Below are 18,624 nucleotides of genomic sequence, written 5' to 3' on the forward strand. Positions count from 1 at the left end.
GGGCCTTCGGGGTTCCAGGAGGCGGCTGCTGTGCTCAACCGCAGCGACGACGACACTACCCCCGCGTGGCACCCGAGTCACCAGGCGCGCGCCGGTACCGTGAGCCGCGTGGCCGGCGACACCTGGGCCGCGCCGGCCGGCCGGTTCGCCGACGACGCCTACGCGTCGGTGAAGGGCCGCGTGCGCACCTACGTCCTGCCCCCGCCGGCTGCTGGAGCACCTGCCACCAGTCCTTCCCGCCGGCCAAGGCGCGGCAACGGCCGGGCGCCGAGCGCGTGATGTTCCTCCAGGCAGCGGGTGAGCACGCCGAGGAGGCGGTGGGCGGCCGGCGCTTCGACGCCGTCCTGTGCCACGGCGTCCTCGGGTACCTCGAGCGGCCGGAGCCGGTGGTCGGCCGGCTGTGCCGGCTCGCCGCGCCCGGGGGTGTCGTCTCGATCATGGCGGGCAACGCCCACGCCACGGCGGTCCGGCCGGTGCTGGAGCAGCGGTGGGAGGACGCGCTGGCGGCGTTCGGCGCCCGCGGCGAGATCGGCGTGCTGGGCGTCCCGACCCGGGCCGACACCGTGGAAGAGCTGAGCGGGCTGCTCCGGGCCCGCGGCGTGGAACCCGTGCGGTGGTACGGGGTCTGGCTGTTCGTCGACTGGCTCGGGTTCGGCGGCGCCGAAGTGGACCCGGCCGACGCGGAACGGGTCGCGGCCGTCGCGTTCGAGGCCGGCCGGCGCGATCCCTGCCGCGGGCTCAGCCGCGTCTTTCACCTCGTCGGGCGCAAGGCCTGAGCGGCCAGCGTCAGCAGCTCGGTCAGCACCTCGGCCGCGATGTCGGCCATCGACCGCTCTTCGCGCAGCCAGCGGGTGAACGCGATCCCGAACACAGTGGCGCCCGACTCCGCCGCCAGCGTCGCCGCGACGTCGTCGACGCCCCGGTCGCGCAGGGCGGCGGCGACCGTCTTGGCCAGGGTCGTGAGCTTGTGGTGCTCGCGTTCCTGCAGCGCGGGGTTGCGGTCGATCACCGACTGCCGGGTGCGGGAGTGCGGGCGGCGCTCGTCGGGGAAGAAGGTCGCCGCCGACCGCAGCGCGCAGGCCACGACTTCGAACGGCGAAGCGTCCGCTGGAGCGGCGTCGATGCCGTCGAGGAACGCCTTGACCAGCAGTTCCTGTCCCTGGAAGAGCACTTCGCGCTTGTCGCTGAAGTGCCGGAAGAAGGTGCGCTCGGTGAGGCCGACGGCCTGCGCGATCTCCGCGGCGGTCGTCTGCTCGTAGCCGCGGGTGGCGAACAGCTCGAGTGCGGCCTTCTGCAGCCGTTCCGCGGTTCCGGGTTCCCAGCGCACCATGCGCTCGAGTCTAGGTGATGACAGCCGCTGACATGGAGGCGTAGGGTAGGGATGTCAGCCACTGACATCGTCTCTCTTCTTCAAGGAGTTCACGCCATGCGCGTTTTCGTCACCGGAGCCTCCGGCTGGATCGGCTCCGCCGTCGTCGACGAGCTGCTCGCCACCGGCCACGAGGTCGACGGGCTGGCCCGGTCGGCCGCGTCCGCCGCCAAGCTCGAGGCGAAGGGGGTCCGGGTCCGCCACGGCGACCTCGACGACCTGGCCGGCATCCGGGCCGGCGCCGAGGCGGCCGACGCCGTCATCCACCTGGCGAACAAGCACGACTTCGCCAACCCGGCGGTGTCGAACGCGGCCGAGCGGGCCGCGGTCGAGACCATCGGCGACGCCCTGTCCGGCAGCGGCCGTCCGTTCCTCCTGGCGTCCGGGATCGCCGGCATCCGGCAGGGCCGCCCCGCGACCGAAGCGGACGCGTCCCCGTTCCACGGCCCGGACTCCCCGCGCGGCGGCGCGGAGAACCTGGCGCTGGAGTACGCCGACCGCGGCGTGCGGCCGGTGAGCCTGCGGTTCTCGCCGACCGTGCACGGGACCCGCGACCACGGGTTCATCGCGGTCCTGTCGGCGATCGCCCGGGAGAAGGGCGTGTCGGCCTACCCGGGCGACGGCACCAACCGCTGGGCGGCGGTCCACGTCCGCGATGCCGCGCGCATGGTCGTCCTGGGGCTGGAGAAGGCTCCGGCGGGCCCGCGGCTGCACGCCGTGGCCGAGGAGGGCGTGCCGACGAAGGAGATCGCGGAGGCGATCGGCCGGGCGTTCGACCTGCCGGTCAAGCCGGTGGACCCGGACGACGTGGCGGCGCACTACGGGTGGATCGGCGGGTTCTTCGCGATGGACCTGGCGGCGACGAGCACCGCGACCCGGGAACTGCTCGGCTGGACCCCGGAGGGACCGACGCTGATCGAGGACCTCGACGCGGGCGCCTACTCGGGCTGACCGTCAGCCGCGGTTGACGGCGCTGATGCGGTCCTGGAGTCGTTGGCGCGCCGGCGAAAGCGCGTCCCGGGGAGTCGGCTCCGGTGGCGTGGTCGCGTCGCCGGCCGGGCCCGTCACCGGGAACACCGTCTTCTCGCCCGGCAGCGGCACGCCGGGGCAGATCGTCGCCGCGGGACGGGCGGCGCCCAGGAAGAAGCCGCTCACCAGAGCGTCCACACAGGAATTGCCGCTGACCGCGTACTGGCCGTGGAACGGCGAATCCGCCACCGACACCATCGGGACCCCGGCGGCGCGGGCCGCGGCCTCGGCCTGCTCGTAGCCGGTCTGCGGGTCGAACTCGCCCTGCACCACCAGCACGTTCTTCGCCGCCTCCGCCGGCAGCGCCGGCAGCTCGTGGCGGGGGAGGTCGGACCAGAACCCGCACGGCTCGCCCAGCCCGTACGCCCAGCCGAACAGCGGGTACTGCGGTCCCTGCAGGTCGCTCAGCAGCTTGTACCAGGTCGCCGCGCGGGTCGGCTGGTCGCCGCACGCCACGGCCAGCCGGGTGCCGCCCACGTCCGCGTAGTCGGGCTCGGGCGGCGCCACGTCCGCCGCCGTCAGCCGGGCCGCCGGGACGCCGAACTCCGCGCGGGACACGCGGTCGAGGTCGTCCGCCAGCGCGGCGGGCGGCGCCGCGGCGGTGCCGTCGAGGGCCGCCACGCCCTTGGTCAGGACCAGCGCGCCGACCAGCCACTGCTTCGTGCTGCCGTTGCCGACGAAGACGTGGTCGAAGACGTCCGGGGCGAGGCCCTGGCCGCGGAAGTAGCTCCGCACCCGCTCGAAGGTCTTCTTGACCTCGGGGACGGTCTTGCCGAGCCGGTCCGGGAACCGCCGGGCCAGCCACGGCGCGTAGACCCGGTCGAACTGGCGCTGGTCGATCTTCGGGAAGGCCTCGAACGCGGCCTGCAGCCTGCCCTCGAAGTTGACGCTGGAGTCGAGGACGACCCGGCCGGCGTGCTCCGGGAACAGCGACGCGTACTTGGCGCCGAGCCAGGTGCCGTAGGAGTAGCCGAGGTAGTTCAGCTTCCCGTCGTCCAGCAGCGCGCGGATCAGGTCCATGTCGTGCGCGGTCTGCCAGGTCGTGACGAACGGCGCGAGCGCGTCGCTCTGGCAGGCTTCGGCGACCGCGCGGGGGGTCCGCTGGTGGGCGGCGATGCTGGCGGGCGAGCGGTCGCGCGCGTCGAGATCGGCTTCGGCCGGCAGCCGCCCGGTCGGTACCCGGCAGACGAACCCCGCGTCGTCGCCGCCTTCCTGGCCGGTGCCGCGCGGGTCCATGCCGACGAAGTCGTAGTGCTCGTTCACCGCCGGTTCCAGGCCGGCCAGCGCGCCCGCGAGCGACGTGCCCTGCCCGCCGGGGCCGCCCGGGTTGACCAGGATCGCGCCCCGCCGCTCGCCGGTGGCGGCGGCGCGGCTGATCGCCACCTTGAGGTCGGTCCCCGGCGACGGCGCGGACCAGTCCCGCGGCACGGTGATCCGCGCGCACTGGGCCTTGCCGCCCTTGAACGGGCAGCTGCCCCACTCGACCTTCTGCGTCAGGTAGGGCGCGAGCGGATCGGGCGTGGTCGCCGCGGCCGGCGCCGTCGCCGCCACCAGGATCGAGACGGCGATCGCCAGCCCCGCTTTGGACGTCCGCACCGCAGCTTCCCTCCGTGTTCCCCGGCAACCCGGGAACACCCAAGCACGGCGCGCCGGGCGCGGGCAGCCCGAAGACCCCCGACGGCACCGCGATTTCGCTCGATCCGGTGATCAGCTCGGCGGTTCGGGCTGCCCGGCGTCGTCGTCGACGTCCTGGTGCTCGGGCTCCGCGCGGTCCGTCTCCGGGACGGGAACGTCGAGGTCGAGCTCCGGCGTGCCGGGCGGGCGCGGCGCGTCGGGGGTGATGGGTCCGTTCTCGGCTTCGGTCATGGGAGCCGGTTACCCGGGAACCGCCGCGCCAAGCCCGTCACGAGCAGAACGCGGTGTCCACTGCGGACAGGACGGCCTTCGCCGCCTTTTCGCCGTCGCCGAACGTGCCCGGCAGCGCGGTCACCGCCAGGCCGACCGACCGGCCGTCCTCGGTGGCGCCGCCGCGGGTCTCGTAGCCGTCGATGTCACCGCCGTGGCCCCAGTACACGCCGCCGCAGCTGAGCGGGACGCGGAAGACGCCGAGACCGTACTGCCAGCCCGGGAACAGCGGCGCGTCGACCGTCTTGCGCATTTCCGCCAGCTGGGCGGGCGGCAGCAGCCGGCCCTCGAGCAGGGCCCGCGCGACTTTCGCGAGGTCGCTCGGGGTCGAGATCAGCTGCCCGGCCGCCCCGCCCCACGACGGGTCCATTTCGGTCGCGTCGACGACCTTCGTGCCCGTGCTGTTCGCGAGCGCGTAGCCGTGCGGGTGCGGTCCCTGGATCGTCTGGTCGCCGGGCTGCGGCCAATACGTGTCGCGCAGCCCCGCCTTCCGGATCACGCGGTCGGTGATCTGCTCCTGCACCGGTCGCCCGGTCACGTGCTCGACCAGCAGGCCGGCCAGCAGGTAGTTGGTGTTGCTGTACTCCCACTTCGTCCCGGGCGCGAACTTCGCCGGGTGGGCCAGCGCCGCGGCGAGCAGGTCGTGCGGCTGGAAGAACTTGTGCTGCACGTCTTCGAAGTTCTCGACCCCGAGGTACTCGGTGTAGTTCGGCAGCCCGCTGGTGTGCTGCAGCAGCTGCCGGACGGTGATGGCGCGGCCGTCGATGCCCTCGCCGCGCACCAGGCCCGGCAGGTACGCCTCGATCGGCTCGTCCAGCCCGACCTCGCCCTCGGCCACCAGCTGCAGGACGACGACCGCGGTGAACGTCTTCGTGTTGCTGCCGGCGCGGACCCGGCCGTCGCGCGGCACGGGCACCCGGCGGTCCAGCCGCGCGGACCCGGCGACCAGCGACGCCGAGGAGCCGGTGTCACCCACCCACGCGAGGGCCGCGGGGAACTTCTCCTGGCTCACCAGTGCGTCGAGGCTGTCCTGCACCGGGGACTTCGGGTCCGCGGCCGCCGCGGCCGTGGTGACGGTGCCCAGCAGGCCCGCCACGGTCAGGATCGCCACACCCTTGCGCATCGTTTCTCCTCCATGTCCGGATCGGTAACGGAAATGCTGCTCGAATCCGGCCCGAAGATCAGTAGCGCGAGCTACCGGATCGCCGGTAGCGCTGGCACCACCGTGCGAAAAGGCGTTGCCGTACCCGATCTTGCCGTGGCACGGTCGCGTCCGTGACGACTATGCGCGCGGCGGTCTGTGTCGGAGCCGGTGGCCCGGAGGTGCTGGAGATCCGCGAGGTGCCGGTGCCGTCGGTGCGGGACGGCTGGAGTCTCGTTCGGGTGCTGGGCGCGGGCCTGAACCGGTCGGAACTGCGGACCCGGCAAGGGCATTCGCCGAACGTGCGGTTCCCGCGCGTGCTCGGGATCGAATGCGTGGGCGTCGTGGCCGAGTCGACCGATCCGGCGCTGCCGGACGGCACGACCGTCGCTGCGGTGATGGGCGAGATGGGGCGGGAGTTCGACGGCGGCTACGCGGAATACGCGGTGCTGCCCAACGCTTTGCTGATGCCGCTCACGACGGCGCTGCCGTGGGACGTCCTGGCCGCGCTGCCCGAGACGTACCTGACGGCTCAAGGCGCGCTGGACACCCTCGGCATCGGGCGGACCCGGCTGCTGATCCGCGGCGGGACGTCGTCGGTCGGGCTGGCGGCGGCGTCGATCGCGGCCGGCCACGGCGCCGAGATCGCGGCGACGACCCGCCGCCCAGACAAGGCGGCCGCGCTGACCGCGGCCGGCGTCACCCACGTCCTCGTCGACGATGGCGGGCCGCTGGAGCTGCCGTGGCCCGACGGCCCCGACCACGTGCTGGACCTCGTCGGCGCGCGCACGGCGGTGGACTCGCTGAAGCTGGTCCGCCGCGGCGGCACGGTCTGCGTGGCCGGGTCGCTGAGCGGCTGGTCGATCGCGGACTTCCAGCCGGTGGCGATGATCCCGTCCGGCACCCGCCTGACGGCCTTCCACAGCGACGACATGAAGGGCCGCACCGACGTGCTGCAGCGGATCGTCGGCGAGGTGGAGGCGGGGGTCTACCGGCCGAACGTCGACCGGGTCTTCCGGCTGGACGAGATCGCCGACGCCCACCGGTACATGGAGGACGACCAGGCGAGCGGGAAGCTGGTCGTCATCCCCTGACGTCAGCCGAACACCGCCTCGTCCTTCCAGGAGTACGCCTTGACGACGTCGCCGGCCGCCAGCGCGGCGTGGAAGGCCCCGGCCGCGGTCACCTCGCCGCGCCGGGTGCGGGCCGCGATGGCCCCGCTGACCGTGGCGGTGGCGAAGGAGGTGCCCTTCCAGGTGGCGTAGCCGTGGAACTCCTGCACCTGACCGGTGCGGAGCCGGACGTCGCCGGGAAGGTAGGTGCTGGTGAGCCCGTCGCCCGGAGCGGCGCAGGAGACCCACGGCAGGTCCGGGCTGTACGGCGCCCGGGTGCCGTCCGCCCGGGTCGCCCCGACCGCGACGACGCCGGTGAGCGCCGCCGGCCAGGTCGGCGCGGTCCGCGTGAGGCCGTTGCGGAGGCCGGGGATCTCGCCGTGGTTGCCCGCCGCGGCGACGATCACCATGTGGGGGCTCAGCCGCTCGATCGCGCGTCGCACGGCCACCGGGCAGTCACCGTCCTCGTCCTGCGCCGCCCGCGTGCCCATGGCGAGGTTGAGGATGTCGATGTCGTCGTCGAGGAACTCGGCCAGCCGCTTGACGGTGGCCCACACCGGGGCCCGGCCGTCCGCCTTCAGGACGTCGCGCACCACCAGGGTCGCCGCCGGGGCCTGGGCGAGGATCAGCCCCGCCACGAACGTGGCGTGCCCGTTCTCCCAGGGGGTCGCCGTCCCCGGGGCCGGGGTTTCGAAGGTGGTGCCGGTGTCCGGTGTTTCGTAGTGACCCTCGAGATCGGGGTGGCGGTAGAGCTTGGTGTCGAGGATCCCGACCCGGACACCGTGGCCCGCCGCCGGCCCGGCGGCCGTACCCTCCGGCCGCTCCGCGGGGGCGGGGTCGAAGTCCGACTGCGACCGGGTCTGCGGGTAGGCCCCGAACTGGTTGCTCAGCGTCCGGTTCTTCCCCAGCAGCGGGACCCAGCCGCCGCACCGCGCGGCGAACCGGCGGCGCAGTTCGGCCACCACCGGGTCGATGGCCATCTCGAAGCCGAGGTCCTGCTCGTACGCCAGCTTCAGCTTCGTCAGGTCGAAGGGCTCTGCTTCGTCTTCATCGGTGACGACGACACCCAGTTTCCGGAGCGCGTCCTTCACGAGGTCGCTTTCGCGCGAGTCGACGATCAGCTCGTCGGGCTCGACGTGTTCGGCCGCGTCGGGCTGGTAAGGACCGTTTTCGGACACCGCAATCCCCTCCTCGATGTGGTGGCACCTCTTCAGACGCGCACGGGGCTCGTTCTGATACGCGCTGGCGGAGGACCGCGCCGCCGGGAATGCTGAACCCCATGGTGGCGGACTCGGCCCTCGCCGAAGCCCTGGCGGCCATGCGGCTGGCCGATCTGCGGCCCGGAAGGGCCGTCCCGGCCGCGGCCGGGGCCGTCCGGCGGGCGTTGCGCGAGCGCGATCCCCACGCGGCCGCGGTCGCCGAGCAGGCGTGGGGGCACGCGCTGCTGCAGTGCAGCGAAGTCGGCGAGGCCGTGCGGCACCTGCGTCGCGCGGTGCGGCACGGCGAACGCGCCGGGCGGCGCGAGCTCGCCGGGGAAAGCCGGATGAAGCTGGCGTTCGCGCTGGTGCAGCGGGGCAGCTCGCGGGCCGCGCTGCGCGAGATCGACGTCGCCGTGCGCGAGCTCGACGGAATCGCCACCGGAAAGGTGCGCGCCCAGCGCGCGGTGATCCGCTACCACGTGGGCCGGCTCGACGAAGCGGCCGTGGACTACCAGGCCGCGGTCCGGGAGCTGCGGCGCGGCGACGACCGGCTCGGGCTGCAGCGCGCGCTGATGAACCGCGGGATCCTGCACGCCGAGCGCTACGAATTCGATGCGGCGGTGCGCGATCTGGCCGAGGCCGACGTCCTCGCGCGGGAGCTCGGCCGCGACCTCGTGGTCGGGATCATCGCGGAGAACCTGGGGTTCGTGGAGAGCCAGCGCGGTGACGTCCCGGCCGCGCTCGCCTGCCTGGACCGGGCCGAAGAGATCATCGGCGCGCACGGCGGCCAGCTCGCACCCGTGCTGCAGGACCGGGCGGAGCTCCTGTTGTCCGTCGGGCTCGTGACCGAGGCGCGCCGGACCGCCGGGCGCGCGGTGGGCGTGTTCGCCGCCGAGAACCGGCGGCTGAAGGTCCCCGAAACGAGATTGCTGCTGGCTCAGATCGCGTTGCTGGACGAAGACTGGCCGACGGCCGCGGAGCAGGCCCGCACCGCGTTGCGCGCGTTCACCGCGCAGGGCCGGGAGCAGTGGGCCGCGCTCGCGCGCTCGGCGCGGTTGCGCGCGCACCTGGGCGCCGGCGAGCGCAGCCGGCTCAGCGGCGCGGCGGCCGAAGCCATGGTGTCCACATTGGACTCGAACGGCAGGCCGCTGGCGGCGGTGCAGGCCCGGCTGGACGCGGCCCGGCTCGCCGAGGCCCGCGGGCGGACGGCCGTGGCCGCGGAGCACCTCGCCGTGGCGGCGCGGGCCCGGCGGGGATCGGGCCCGGCGACGTTGCGGGCGCGCGGCTGGTACGCCGAGGCGTTGCTGCGCCGTCCGGACAACCCCCGCGGCGCGCTCGCCGCCGCCCGGACCGGACTGCGGATCCTCGACGAGCACCACGCCGCGCTCGGCGCGAGCGACCTGCGGGCGTACTCGGCGTCGCACCGCGCGGACCTGGCCGGCCTCGGGCTGCGCGTCGCGCTGGACGAGGGCCGCGTGCGCGGGGTCTTCGAGTGGGCCGAGCGCGGGCGGGCGAGCCGGTTGCTGCACCGCTCCGGCCTGCCCCCGGACGATCCCGAGCTGGCCGCGCTTCTGCCCCGGCTGCGGGCCACCGCCGGGGCGCTCGAACAGGCCAGGGCCGCGGGGGCGCCCACCGGACGGCTGCTGCACCGGCAGGTCGAGCTCGAACGGCGGATCCGCGACCGCAGCCGCCTGCTGCCCGCCGCGGGCGGGGACACCGCGTCCGGCCCGGTGGCCGTCGACGACCTCGCCGGGGCCCTCGGCGAGCGCGCCCTGCTGGAGTTCGTCGAAGCCGACGGGACAGTACTGGGGCTGTGCCTGGTCGAGGGCAGGCTGCGGCTGCACACCCTCGGTCCGGTGGCCGAGGTGGCCGGCCTGCTGGAGCGCGTCCCCTTCGCCCTGCGCAAGCTCGCCGCGCAGGCGGCCGGCCGGTCGCGGCTGCCGGTGGAGCAGTTCCTGCACGGCGCGGGCGCGCGCCTCGACGACCTGGTGCTGGGCCCGCTGGCGGAGATCGGCGACCGCCCGCTGGTCGTGGTCCCGACCGGGATCCTGCACAACGTTCCGTGGGCGGTGCTGCCGTCGTGCGCGGGCCGCCCGGTGGCCGTCTCGCCGTCGGCGACGCTCTGGCACGCGGCGGCGACGCGCCCGCCGGGACCGGTGCGCGACGTCGCCGTGGCCGGCGGCCCGGGACTCGCCGGTGCTCGCGAAGAAGCGCTGGCGGTCGCGGAGATCCACCGGCGGACCGCCTTGGTGGACGAAGCCGCGACGGTCGAGGCCGTGCTGGCCGCGCTCACCACGGCGGGCACCGTGCACCTGGCCGCGCACGGCAGGCTGGCGGTGGACAACCCGCTGTTCTCGGCGTTGCGCCTGCACGACGGCCCGCTCCTGGTTCACGACGTGCGGCGGCTGCCCCGGGTACCGGAGACCGTGCTGCTCGCCGCGTGCGACGTCGGCCGGTCGGTGGTGTGCCCGGGCAACGAGCTGCTCGGCCTGAGCGCCACATTCATCGAACGCGGCACGGCCCAGCTCATCGCTTCGGTGGTGCCGGTGCCGGACCTCGCCACGACGCCGCTGATGACCGAGGTCCACCGGCGCCTCGCGGCGGGCGAGGCACCGGCGGCCGCGCTGGCGTCCGCACAGCAGAAGGTGGCCTCGGACGGCCCCGCCGGGCTGGCGGCGTCGGCCGGTTTCGTGTGCATCGGCGCGGGAGCGCGCTAGTCACTTGCTCCGCGCCACGATGTCGCCGTACGACGTGGTCGCCCGGATGGCCAGCTCGGGTGTTCCGGTGTTCTTCAGGCCGTTGTCGATGCGGCCGTAGGACGTGCCCGCGTCCAGGGACGCCGAGACGCCCGGGGCCGCGCCGACGGTGATCGCGCCCTGCTGGGTGTCCAGCACGACGTCGCCGCGCACCGCTTCGGCGATGCGGATGTCGCCCCGGGCCGTGCTGATCCGCGCCGGGCCGTCCAGGCGGCCGACCTCGATGTCGCCGTCGGTCGCGGTGAGCTCGACGGCGGCCGCTTCGTCGAGCTGGATGCGGCGGTAGGCACCCTCGAAGGCGACGTCGCCGAGGCGGCCGGTGCCGACGAGCTCCGAGGCGTCGGTCGTGGCCCGCACGTCCGAACCCGCCGGCAGGCCGACGACGACCTCGATCGCGCCGGTGGGGCCGAAGTACTTGGTCTTGCCCCGCGGGGCCGTCACGCGCAGCACGCCGTCGGCGTAGCTGACCGTCGTCTGCTCGGCGGCCTTGACGTCGCGGCTCTTGGCCGGATCGGCGGGCCGGACCTCGACGGTGGTGTCGGTGCGGTCGCCTGCGGTGAGGTGGACGCGCCCGGCGGGCAGGTCCAGGACGGCGGTGATCGGGGCGGGGGTGGTGAAGTTCGGCATCGTGGTCTCCTGGGTTCCGGTGTGTCCCCGTCGGTGGGGACGAGAACCACGATGTCCGGCCGTCCTGACACCCGGCGGCCACCGGCCTGACACGGCTCAGCCGGGCGCTGACAGGTCCTCCGGCGGTGCCCACAGCGGGGCCGCCTCGGCCCGCTCGGGGTGCAGCCAGCGGTGCCGGCTCGCGGTTTCGCGGGCGATCCGGAGGTACTCGCGGACGGCCTCCGGCGGCTCGCCGTCCCGCCACGCCAGCGACCACGGGTAGACCGGCTGCAGTTCGCGGGGCCGGTGGACCGGGACGCCGTGGCCGGCGTACCGGCGGGCGTAGCTGTCGAACTCCAGCAGGAACGCGCTGTCCGTGGCGCGGCGGAGCGCGGCGTGGCAGTGCTCGAACGTGCCGGGGTTGCCCAGCCAGCGCAGGGCCAGGCCGGTCTGCTGCTCCAGCGCGGTCAAGTACCGGCCGTGGATGTTGTAGAGCGCCGTGCCGGGCGCGTCAGCGAAGACCTCGAGGGGACGCTCGTGCAGCGACGCGTCCGCCCGCCGCGGGTCGCCGGGCCGGCCGACCAGCCGGAACGGCTCGAGCCGCAGCCGCTCGTGCCGCCAGCCCGCCGGGTGCTCGGCCGTCAGCGCGGCGGTGACGCGGAGGACGGCGACGTCGAGGTGGTCGTCGAGCAGCGCGGCGAGCTGGCGCGCGCTGTCCATCTGGCTCTGCACCAGCTGGACGCCGGGGTGCGCGGCGACGAACGCGTCGGCGACCACGCGGCTGGTGTCCAGCTCGAAGATGTGCGCGATCCGCACGCGGTTCGGCGCGGGCTCGCGCAGCATCTGCTCCGCGGTGGCCAGCAGCTGCCGCGCGTGGTGCAGGAACCGCTCGCCGCGCGGGGTCAGCGTGACGTGGCGGCTGTCGCGCACCAGCAGCGGCGCGCCGACGTCGGCTTCGAGCCGGCGGATCTGCTTGGACAGCGCCGGCTGGCTGATGAACAGCTTGGCGGCGGCCCGCCCGAAGTGGAGTTCGTCGGCGACCGTGACGAAGTACCGCACCAGCCTGAGGTCGAGGTCCATCCGGGCCTTCCCGCGCGAGGGGAGCAGAGCGCCAACGATGCCATCCCGGCTATCGATGCGCACGCACCAGGTCTTGGACGCCGGGGCCGCGGACCGGTTGGCTGCACGGAAGAACCGGCGCGAAGCGGAGGATGCGATGGCGGACACGGGAACCCCGGTCGTGTTCATCCACGGTCTGTGGCTGCACGCCACGTCGTGGGACCCCTGGCTCGACCACTTCCGGGCCGCCGGGTACGCGCCCGTCGCGCCCGGCTGGCCGAACGAACCCGGCACCGTCGAGGCGGCGCGGGACAACCCCGACGCCGTCGCGGACATCTCCATCGACGACGCGACCGACCACTACGCGTCGATCATCGCCGCGCTCGACCGGCCGCCGGTCATCGTGGGCCACTCGTTCGGTGGCCTGATCACCGAGAAGCTGCTCGGCCAGGGCATCGGGCTCGCCGGCGTCGCGATCGACCCCGCGCAGATCAAGGGCGTCCTGCCGCTGCCGCTGGCGCAGCTGCGCGCCGGCCTGCCCGCGCTGGGCAACCCGGCCAACCTCCACCGGTCGGTTTCGCTGACCGAGAAGGAGTTCCGGTTCGGCTTCGGCAACGCGCTGAGCGACGAGGAGTCGGCGGAGCTGTTCCGGCGCTGGACGATCCCGTCGCCGGCCCGGTCGCTGTTCCAGGCCGCGGCCGCCAACTTCGTCCTGCACTCGCAGGCCGCGGTCGACACCGGCCGCGCGGACCGCGGCCCGTTGCTGCTGATCTCCGGCACCGCCGACCACACCGTCCCGGACGTGGTCACGCGCTCGACCTTCAAGCAGTACCGGGACTCCACCGCGGTCACCGAGCTGAAGCAGTTCGAGGGCCGCGGCCACTCGCTGACCATCGACAGCGGCTGGCGCGACGTCGCCGACGCCGTGCTCGGCTGGCTGCGCGAGCACGGGGTCTAGGCGTGGACCTGGGTCTGGACGGCGCGGTCGCCGTCGTCACCGGCGCCAGCCGCGGTATCGGCCTCGCCGTCGCCGAAGCCCTCGTGGCCGAGGGCGCCCACGTCGTGGCCGGCGCCCGCGCGCCGGGGCCGGGCCTGGAGGCGCTCGTCCGCGCCGGGAAGGCGCACGCGCTGGCCGTCGACCTCGGGACGGCCGAAGGTCCGGCCCGGCTCGTGGAGCTGGCGCTGGCCGAACTCGGGCGCGTCGACGTCCTCGTCAACAACGTCGGCGCGGTCACCCCGCGGCCGGACGGCTTCCTGCTGGTCACCGACGAGGAATGGACGCGGTCGCTCACGCTGAACCTGCTGAGCGCGGTCCGCGCCACGCGGGCGGTGCTGCCGTCGATGGTGACGGCCGGGCGGGGCAGCGTCGTCACGATCGCGTCGATCAACGCCACCCTGCCCGACCCCGGCGTCATCGACTACAGCGCGGCGAAGGCCGCACTGGTCAGCTTCACGAAGTCGGTGTCGAAGGAGTTCGGCCCGCGCGGCGTCCGCGCCAACGCGATCAACCCGGGCCCGGTCGCGACGGACCTGTGGCTCGGCGCGGGCGGCGTCGCCGAGACGATCGCGGCGACCACCGGGGCGAACCCCGCGGCCGTCGCCGACGAGGCCGCCGCCCACGCCGTGACCGGCCGCTTCACCCGGCCGGCCGAGATCGCGAACCTGGCCGTCTTCCTGGCCAGTGACCGGGTGGCGGCGAACATCACCGGCACCACGGTCACCGTCGACGGCGGCTACACGACCGAGCTGCACTGAGCGGGTCAGGCCCCGGGGCCGGAGTAGATCTCCGAGGCCTTGGGGGCGGTGACGGTCGTCGGCTTGTCCCAGTCGGAGAACTCGAGCGTGCCGCTCTTGGGCTCCTGCATGCGCAGCAGGTAGTGCGGCTCGGCGGCGGCGATGGTCGCCGTGCCGTCGGGGCTGGTGAAGGTCAGGGCCGGGATGCCGTCGGTCGTGGTCTGGCCGCTCGCGGTGAACGTCGCCGAGTCCAGCTGGCCGACGGTGTTGTCGGTGAACGTCTTGTAGTCGAGGAACTGCTTGAACGCCTCGCCGATGCCGGCGCCGATCTGCGAGGTCGAGGGCACCCACTTGTCCTTCAGCAGCTTGCCGACCGACGCCGGGACGCCGGCCTTCTTGACCAGCGAGTCGCTGAACCGGAAGAAGTACTTGTCGCCGGTGCGCAGGACCGGGATCTCCAGGCCGTCCTGCACCACGGTGCCGCTCGCGCTGTCCGGGTTGAGCTGCAGGTCGAGGTTGAGGTTCCCGCCCTCGGAGACGACGCCGCGGACGTGGACGGCCTTGGCCTGCTTGGCCGCGTCGACGACGGCGGAGCCCGCCTTGGCGGCGTCGAGCGAGGCGGCCGCGGGGCTCGCGGACGTCGGCGCGGAGGAGGCGGCGGCCGGCTCCGCGGTACCGGTGCTGCCGGCGCACCCGGCGCTGACGAGGGCGGCGACCGCCCCGGTGGCGATGAGCGCTCCCAGGTGGAAACGAGACATGGAGAAGAGTCCCCTCGTGAAGGTCCGGGTGTTCCGGACACGAACGGGTTATCGACCGAGTGGGTGATGCGTTACGTCCTGTCGGCCCTGTGGGCTACGACACGGACCCGCGGGCCCCATCGCCGCGTCGATCAGGGCGCGGAGGACGTCGGTCAGCGCGCCGCTCCGGAGGGTGATCACGCCCAGCACCAGGGGACTGGTGGACCACCCACCGCGGGAGAAGGAGTCGTCGAGCACGACACCTTCGCGGGCACCGATGCGGTCCGCCGCGGCCGACAGCCGCTTCCGCCCGGCCCGGCCTTGCTTGCCGAGGATGCCGATGTCGAGCAGGGTATCCGGCCGCGTGGCCGAGCGGGCGGTGTCAACGGCGGCTCCCCGGGTACACGGAACTGGTCCTGCCCCCGCAGCCGAGGAGCCAGCCGTGTCCCAGCCCGCCCAGCAGCAGAGCCCGCCCGGATCCACCGCGGAGATGTCGCCGCGGCCCGACCACGGCGAACACTCCTACCGCGGCTCCGGGAAGCTGACCGGGAAGGCGGCCCTGATCACCGGCGCGGACAGCGGGATCGGCCGCGCGGTGGCGATCGCGTACGCCCGCGAAGGCGCCGACGTCCTGATCTCGTACCTGAACGAGCACGACGACGCCGAAGAGACGCGGCGCTGGGTGGAAGAAGCGGGGCGAAAGGCCGTCGTCGTCCCGGGTGACGTCGCCGACCCGGCGCACTGCCGCGCCCTGGTCGCCCGGGCGGTCGAGGAGTTCGGCCGGCTCGACGTCCTGGTGAACAACGCCGCCTTCCAGATGACGCACGAAACCCTGGAAGAGATCCCGGACGAGGAGTGGGACCACACGCTCGCGACGAACCTCAGCGCGTTCTTCCACCTCGCCAAGGCGGCCGTGCCACACCTGAAGCCCGGGGCGTCGATCATCGGCAGCTCGTCGGTGAACTCCGACAACCCGACCCCGCAGCTGATGCCCTACGACGTCACGAAGGCCGGCGTCGCGAACATGTGCGCGGCGCTGGCGCAGCTGCTCGGGCCGAAGGGAATCCGCGTGAACAGCGTGGCGCCGGGGCCGATCTGGACACCGCTGATCCCGTCGACGATGCCGGCGGAGCAGGTGGAGTCGTTCGGCCGGCAGGTGCCGCTGGGCCGAGCGGGCCAGCCGGCGGAGCTGGCCCCGGTGTACGTGCTGCTGGCCTCCGACGACGGCAGCTACGTGTCGGGCGCGCGCGTCGCGGTCACCGGCGGCAAGCCGATCCTCTGACTCCGGTCTCGGCCGAGCTGACCGCGGTCACCGCATGATCGTGGTCAGCACGTCCACGCCGAGCTGCATCAGCCGCTGCAGGTCGAGGCGGTGCTGGATCATCCGGCCGTCGCGGCGGGAGACCAGCAGGCCGGCCTCCCGCAGCCGGCCGAGGTGGCGGGACACCTGCGGCACCGTCATCCCCGTCCGGGCCGCCAGGTCGGACGTCGTGATCGGCTCGTTCACCAGGTGGCGGCACAGCGACAGCCGGGCCGGGTCGGCGAGGATCGCCAGCCGCAGGCGCACCTGGGCGAGGGTGTCGCGGGCGCCGTCGCCTTCGACCGGGAAGTGCACGACCACCGGGAACTCCGGGTCGACCTTGACGATCAGGTGCGGCCGGGCGTGCACGGACGGCACCAGCAGGCAGCGGCGGCCGCGCAGGTCGGCGTGCAGGGACTGGAGCTTGTCGAACACCACCGACGCCGGGTCGTGCCGGACCGCCGCGTTCGTGCTCAGCGACGCCAGCGCCTCGGCGACCGGCAGCGCGCTGAGCCGCGCCCGCACGGTCGCGCATTCGCTTTCCAGCCGGTGGGAAACCCGTGCCCACTCGTCGGCGAAGAACTCCTCGGCGCAGGCACGCAGGACGTCCAGCAGGTCGGCGCGGAACGCTTCCGGATCGGCCACCAGGTGCCGGGCCAGCTCGCCGCGGCCGAAGGAGCGCCGCTCGCACGAAGTCACGTAGGCGTCCCTCGCGTAAGCGTCGCCCAGCAGGTCGCCGACCTCCGCCAGGCCGCCGTGGATCGCGTCGGCCGCGGTGGCGGTGAAGCGGTCCAGGGGCAGCGCCTCGATCCGGCGCAGCTCGTCTTCGAAGGTCTGCCCGAGCGGCAGCTCGAACGGCAGGAGCAGCCGGCAGCGGCGGCGCGCCCACAGCGGCGCGTAGGTGTTCAGCCTGCCGTGCAGGGCGGCCGAAGTATCCGCGCGGACGCGGGTGAGCCACGGCCGCACCTCGAAGTGGTGCTCGGGCTCGGCGATCGAGTGCAGGCACGCGAGCAGCTCGGCCACCGGCGACACCCCGGCGACGAGGTCGGCCGCCCGCGCGCCCTGAACGGTCAGCACCACCGACATGCGCCCAGCGTACGACCCATCCTTACCGCGGTCGCGGTAAACGTCGGCAGCACGGCCGTGAAACGGACCTAGCCTTCCCGGAACGTCACACGAGAGGCCAGGCCATGCACGACTTCCTGCGCACCTTCTTCGATCTCCGGGAGATCCTGGACGTGCTGCCCGCCCTGCTCACCGAAGGGCTGCGCAACACCCTGCTGATCGCCGCGCTGGCGATCGTCTTCGGCGTCGTCGCCGGCGTGCTGCTGGCGATGCTGCTGCTCTCCCGGCGGCGGCTGGTCCGGCTGCCCGCCCGGATCTACGTCGACGTCTTCCGCGGGCTGCCCGCGATCGTCACCGTCAGCCTGGTCGGCGTCGGCCTGCCCGCCGCGGGCTTGCGGCCGTTCGGCCGCGAGCCGCTCGGCTACGCCGTGCTCGCCATCGCGCTGATCTCCGCGGCCTACTCGGCCGAGATCTTCCGCTCCGGCATCCAGGCCGTGCCGGCCGGGCAGCTGCACGCGGCACGCAGCCTCGGCATGCCCTACCTGACGGCCATGCGCGTGGTCGTCGTGCCGCAGGGCGTGCGCAACGTCCTGCCCGCGCTGGCCGGCCAGTTCATCATCGACGTCAAGGAGAGCGCCCTGGTGTACCTGCTCGGACTCGGCTTCGGCCAGCGGGAGCTCTATTTCATCGCCCAGGAACGGCAAGCGGCGACGTACAACTCGTCGGCGCTGGTCGCGGCGGGGCTCTGCTACCTGCTGCTGACGATTCCCCTCACGTACGCGGTGAACCGGCTCGACCGGCGGATGCGTGAAGGCCGGCGCTTCACCGCGGCCGCGGCCCCGGTCGCCGTCCCGGCGAAGGCGGCCGTGTGATGCCCGCGGTGTCCGTGCGCGGGCTGCGCAAACGCTACGGCCCGCTGGAAGTGCTCCGCGAGGTCGACCTCGACGTCGCCGCCGGCGAGACCGTCTGCGTGATCGGCCGGTCCGGCTCCGGGAAGTCGACGTTGCTCAAGTGCCTCAACCTGCTCGAGGAGCCGACCGCCGGGGAGATCCACCTCGCCGGCACGGCGATCACCGGCCCCGGCGTGGACGTCGACGCGGTCCGCGCCCGCGTCGGCATGGTGTTCCAGCACTTCAACCTCTTCCCGCACCTGAGCGTGCTCAAGAACGTCACCGCCGGGCTACGGCACGTCCGCCGCCTCGGCCGCGACGCCGCCGACGCCGCGGCGATGACCCAGCTGGAGCGGCTCGGCCTGGCGCACCTGGCCCACCAGCGGCCCGGCCGGCTCTCCGGGGGGCAGCAGCAACGCGTCGCGATCGCCCGCGCGCTCGCGATGGAACCCGAAGTGATGCTGTTCGACGAGGCGACTTCCGCGCTCGACCCCGAGCTGGTGAAGGACGTCCTCGACGTGATGCGCTCGCTGGCCGGCTCGGGCATGACGATGCTGGCCGTCACGCACGAAATCGGCTTCGCCCGCGAGGTCGCCGACCGCGTGGTGTTCATGGACGACGGCCGCGTCGCCGAGTCCGGCCCGGCCCGCGCCACCCTCGACGACCCGGAAACCCCGCGGCTGCGCGACTTCCTCGCCCGCGTCCTCTGATCAGTCCGGAAG

The 18,624-nt window shown here is 73.9% G+C and carries 19 protein-coding genes; 10 read left to right on the forward strand and 9 right to left on the reverse strand.

All coding sequences use genetic code 11. The features are described 5' to 3' along the window. Positions 1-108: 108 nt before the first annotated feature. A complete protein-coding gene (locus tag ACWEVP_RS37960; protein WP_452067406.1) occupies positions 109-279 on the forward strand; it encodes a hypothetical protein in 171 nt (56 codons plus the stop codon). Next, positions 279-776, forward strand: a complete 498-nt coding sequence (locus ACWEVP_RS37965) for a hypothetical protein (protein WP_452067407.1) — start codon at positions 279-281, stop codon at positions 774-776. Before ACWEVP_RS37960 ends, ACWEVP_RS37965 begins: the two co-directional genes overlap by 1 nt. On the opposite strand, the gene ACWEVP_RS37970 is transcribed toward ACWEVP_RS37965, so the two are convergent. Next, positions 752-1,330 (reverse strand): TetR/AcrR family transcriptional regulator, encoded by a 579-nt coding sequence (locus ACWEVP_RS37970; protein WP_452067408.1) that lies wholly within the window; start codon positions 1,328-1,330, stop codon positions 752-754. The genes ACWEVP_RS37965 and ACWEVP_RS37970 overlap by 25 nt on opposite strands. A 96-nt stretch (positions 1,331-1,426) precedes the next feature. Here ACWEVP_RS37970 and ACWEVP_RS37975 point away from each other — a divergent pair, with 96 nt between their 5' ends. Next, positions 1,427-2,320, forward strand: coding sequence for an SDR family oxidoreductase (locus ACWEVP_RS37975; RefSeq protein WP_452067409.1), 894 nt, complete (start codon positions 1,427-1,429; stop codon positions 2,318-2,320). A 3-nt stretch (positions 2,321-2,323) separates the two neighbouring features. Here ACWEVP_RS37975 and ACWEVP_RS37980 read toward each other — a convergent pair whose 3' ends face one another. The 3 genes from ACWEVP_RS37980 to ACWEVP_RS37990 all read right to left on the reverse strand — a co-directional run bounded on the left by ACWEVP_RS37980 (position 2,324) and on the right by ACWEVP_RS37990 (position 5,426). Then, positions 2,324-3,994 (reverse strand): alpha/beta fold hydrolase, encoded by a 1,671-nt coding sequence (locus ACWEVP_RS37980; RefSeq protein WP_452067410.1) that lies wholly within the window; start codon positions 3,992-3,994, stop codon positions 2,324-2,326. A gap of 111 nt (positions 3,995-4,105) precedes the next feature. Next, the gene (locus tag ACWEVP_RS37985; protein WP_452067411.1) at positions 4,106-4,264 is read right to left on the reverse strand and encodes a hypothetical protein; all 159 of its coding nucleotides are present in this window, start codon (positions 4,262-4,264) and stop codon (positions 4,106-4,108) included. Between the two features lie 37 nt (positions 4,265-4,301). Next, positions 4,302-5,426, reverse strand: a complete 1,125-nt coding sequence (locus ACWEVP_RS37990) for a serine hydrolase domain-containing protein (protein ID WP_452067412.1) — start codon at positions 5,424-5,426, stop codon at positions 4,302-4,304. A 161-nt stretch (positions 5,427-5,587) separates the two neighbouring features. Here ACWEVP_RS37990 and ACWEVP_RS37995 point away from each other — a divergent pair, with 161 nt between their 5' ends. Next, the gene (locus tag ACWEVP_RS37995; RefSeq protein ID WP_452067553.1) at positions 5,588-6,538 is read left to right on the forward strand and encodes a zinc-binding dehydrogenase; all 951 of its coding nucleotides are present in this window, start codon (positions 5,588-5,590) and stop codon (positions 6,536-6,538) included. 2 nt (positions 6,539-6,540) lie between these two features. On the opposite strand, the gene ACWEVP_RS38000 is transcribed toward ACWEVP_RS37995, so the two are convergent. Next, entirely contained in the window at positions 6,541-7,734 is a 1,194-nt protein-coding gene (locus ACWEVP_RS38000) for a S8 family peptidase (protein ID WP_452067413.1), read from the reverse strand. A gap of 101 nt (positions 7,735-7,835) precedes the next feature. On the opposite strand from ACWEVP_RS38000, the gene ACWEVP_RS38005 reads away from it, so the two are divergent. After that, complete coding sequence (locus ACWEVP_RS38005; RefSeq protein ID WP_452067414.1) at positions 7,836-10,472, forward strand: CHAT domain-containing protein; 2,637 nt, start codon at positions 7,836-7,838, stop codon at positions 10,470-10,472. Here ACWEVP_RS38005 and ACWEVP_RS38010 read toward each other — a convergent pair whose 3' ends face one another. Both ACWEVP_RS38010 and ACWEVP_RS38015 read right to left on the reverse strand, forming a co-directional pair. Further along, complete coding sequence (locus ACWEVP_RS38010; RefSeq protein WP_452067415.1) at positions 10,473-11,138, reverse strand: DUF4097 family beta strand repeat-containing protein; 666 nt, start codon at positions 11,136-11,138, stop codon at positions 10,473-10,475. 96 nt (positions 11,139-11,234) lie between these two features. Continuing rightward, complete coding sequence (locus ACWEVP_RS38015; protein WP_452067416.1) at positions 11,235-12,197, reverse strand: LysR family transcriptional regulator; 963 nt, start codon at positions 12,195-12,197, stop codon at positions 11,235-11,237. Between the two features lie 136 nt (positions 12,198-12,333). Between ACWEVP_RS38015 and ACWEVP_RS38020 the strand changes: the two genes are divergently transcribed. After that, positions 12,334-13,134 carry an alpha/beta hydrolase gene (locus ACWEVP_RS38020; protein WP_452067417.1) on the forward strand — a complete coding sequence of 267 codons (801 nt, stop codon included), beginning with the start codon at positions 12,334-12,336 and terminating at the stop codon, positions 13,132-13,134. A gap of 2 nt (positions 13,135-13,136) precedes the next feature. Further along, entirely contained in the window at positions 13,137-13,931 is a 795-nt protein-coding gene (locus ACWEVP_RS38025; protein ID WP_452067418.1) for an SDR family NAD(P)-dependent oxidoreductase, read from the forward strand. 5 nt (positions 13,932-13,936) lie between these two features. Here ACWEVP_RS38025 and ACWEVP_RS38030 read toward each other — a convergent pair whose 3' ends face one another. Beyond that, positions 13,937-14,668, reverse strand: a complete 732-nt coding sequence (locus ACWEVP_RS38030; protein WP_452067419.1) for a hypothetical protein — start codon at positions 14,666-14,668, stop codon at positions 13,937-13,939. A 469-nt stretch (positions 14,669-15,137) separates the two neighbouring features. Here ACWEVP_RS38030 and ACWEVP_RS38035 point away from each other — a divergent pair, with 469 nt between their 5' ends. Then, a complete protein-coding gene (locus tag ACWEVP_RS38035; RefSeq protein ID WP_452067554.1) occupies positions 15,138-15,929 on the forward strand; it encodes an SDR family oxidoreductase in 792 nt (263 codons plus the stop codon). Between the two features lie 27 nt (positions 15,930-15,956). Here ACWEVP_RS38035 and ACWEVP_RS38040 read toward each other — a convergent pair whose 3' ends face one another. Further along, positions 15,957-17,033 carry a DUF5937 family protein gene (locus tag ACWEVP_RS38040; RefSeq protein WP_452067420.1) on the reverse strand — a complete coding sequence of 359 codons (1,077 nt, stop codon included), beginning with the start codon at positions 17,031-17,033 and terminating at the stop codon, positions 15,957-15,959. Between the two features lie 104 nt (positions 17,034-17,137). Between ACWEVP_RS38040 and ACWEVP_RS38045 the strand changes: the two genes are divergently transcribed. Together ACWEVP_RS38045 and ACWEVP_RS38050 are read left to right on the forward strand one after the other, a co-directional pair. Then, the gene (locus tag ACWEVP_RS38045) at positions 17,138-17,884 is read left to right on the forward strand and encodes an amino acid ABC transporter permease (RefSeq protein ID WP_452067421.1); all 747 of its coding nucleotides are present in this window, start codon (positions 17,138-17,140) and stop codon (positions 17,882-17,884) included. Continuing rightward, positions 17,884-18,612 carry an amino acid ABC transporter ATP-binding protein gene (locus tag ACWEVP_RS38050; RefSeq protein ID WP_452067422.1) on the forward strand — a complete coding sequence of 243 codons (729 nt, stop codon included), beginning with the start codon at positions 17,884-17,886 and terminating at the stop codon, positions 18,610-18,612. The genes ACWEVP_RS38045 and ACWEVP_RS38050 overlap by 1 nt, the downstream gene beginning before the upstream one ends. The last annotated feature ends 12 nt before the right edge of the window (positions 18,613-18,624 follow it).

This window comes from Amycolatopsis sp. NPDC003865, assembly GCF_053605345.1.

Excerpts from the sequence above, each read along its gene's own strand:
- ACWEVP_RS37965 (WP_452067407.1), top strand. The coding sequence starts at position 279 with ATGTTCCTCCAGGCAGCGGGTGAGCACGCCGAGGAGGCGGTGGGCGGC.
- ACWEVP_RS37970 (WP_452067408.1), bottom strand. The coding sequence starts at position 1,330 with ATGGTGCGCTGGGAACCCGGAACCGCGGAACGGCTGCAGAAGGCCGCA.
- ACWEVP_RS37975 (WP_452067409.1), top strand. The coding sequence starts at position 1,427 with ATGCGCGTTTTCGTCACCGGAGCCTCCGGCTGGATCGGCTCCGCCGTC.
- ACWEVP_RS37985 (WP_452067411.1), bottom strand. The coding sequence starts at position 4,264 with ATGACCGAAGCCGAGAACGGACCCATCACCCCCGACGCGCCGCGCCCG.
- ACWEVP_RS37990 (WP_452067412.1), bottom strand. The coding sequence starts at position 5,426 with ATGCGCAAGGGTGTGGCGATCCTGACCGTGGCGGGCCTGCTGGGCACC.
- ACWEVP_RS37995 (WP_452067553.1), top strand. The coding sequence starts at position 5,588 with ATGCGCGCGGCGGTCTGTGTCGGAGCCGGTGGCCCGGAGGTGCTGGAG.
- ACWEVP_RS38005 (WP_452067414.1), top strand. The coding sequence starts at position 7,836 with ATGGTGGCGGACTCGGCCCTCGCCGAAGCCCTGGCGGCCATGCGGCTG.
- ACWEVP_RS38010 (WP_452067415.1), bottom strand. The coding sequence starts at position 11,138 with ATGCCGAACTTCACCACCCCCGCCCCGATCACCGCCGTCCTGGACCTG.
- ACWEVP_RS38015 (WP_452067416.1), bottom strand. The coding sequence starts at position 12,197 with ATGGACCTCGACCTCAGGCTGGTGCGGTACTTCGTCACGGTCGCCGAC.
- ACWEVP_RS38020 (WP_452067417.1), top strand. The coding sequence starts at position 12,334 with ATGGCGGACACGGGAACCCCGGTCGTGTTCATCCACGGTCTGTGGCTG.
- ACWEVP_RS38030 (WP_452067419.1), bottom strand. The coding sequence starts at position 14,668 with ATGTCTCGTTTCCACCTGGGAGCGCTCATCGCCACCGGGGCGGTCGCC.
- ACWEVP_RS38035 (WP_452067554.1), top strand. The coding sequence starts at position 15,138 with ATGTCGCCGCGGCCCGACCACGGCGAACACTCCTACCGCGGCTCCGGG.
- ACWEVP_RS38040 (WP_452067420.1), bottom strand. The coding sequence starts at position 17,033 with ATGTCGGTGGTGCTGACCGTTCAGGGCGCGCGGGCGGCCGACCTCGTC.
- ACWEVP_RS38045 (WP_452067421.1), top strand. The coding sequence starts at position 17,138 with ATGCACGACTTCCTGCGCACCTTCTTCGATCTCCGGGAGATCCTGGAC.
- ACWEVP_RS38050 (WP_452067422.1), top strand. The coding sequence starts at position 17,884 with ATGCCCGCGGTGTCCGTGCGCGGGCTGCGCAAACGCTACGGCCCGCTG.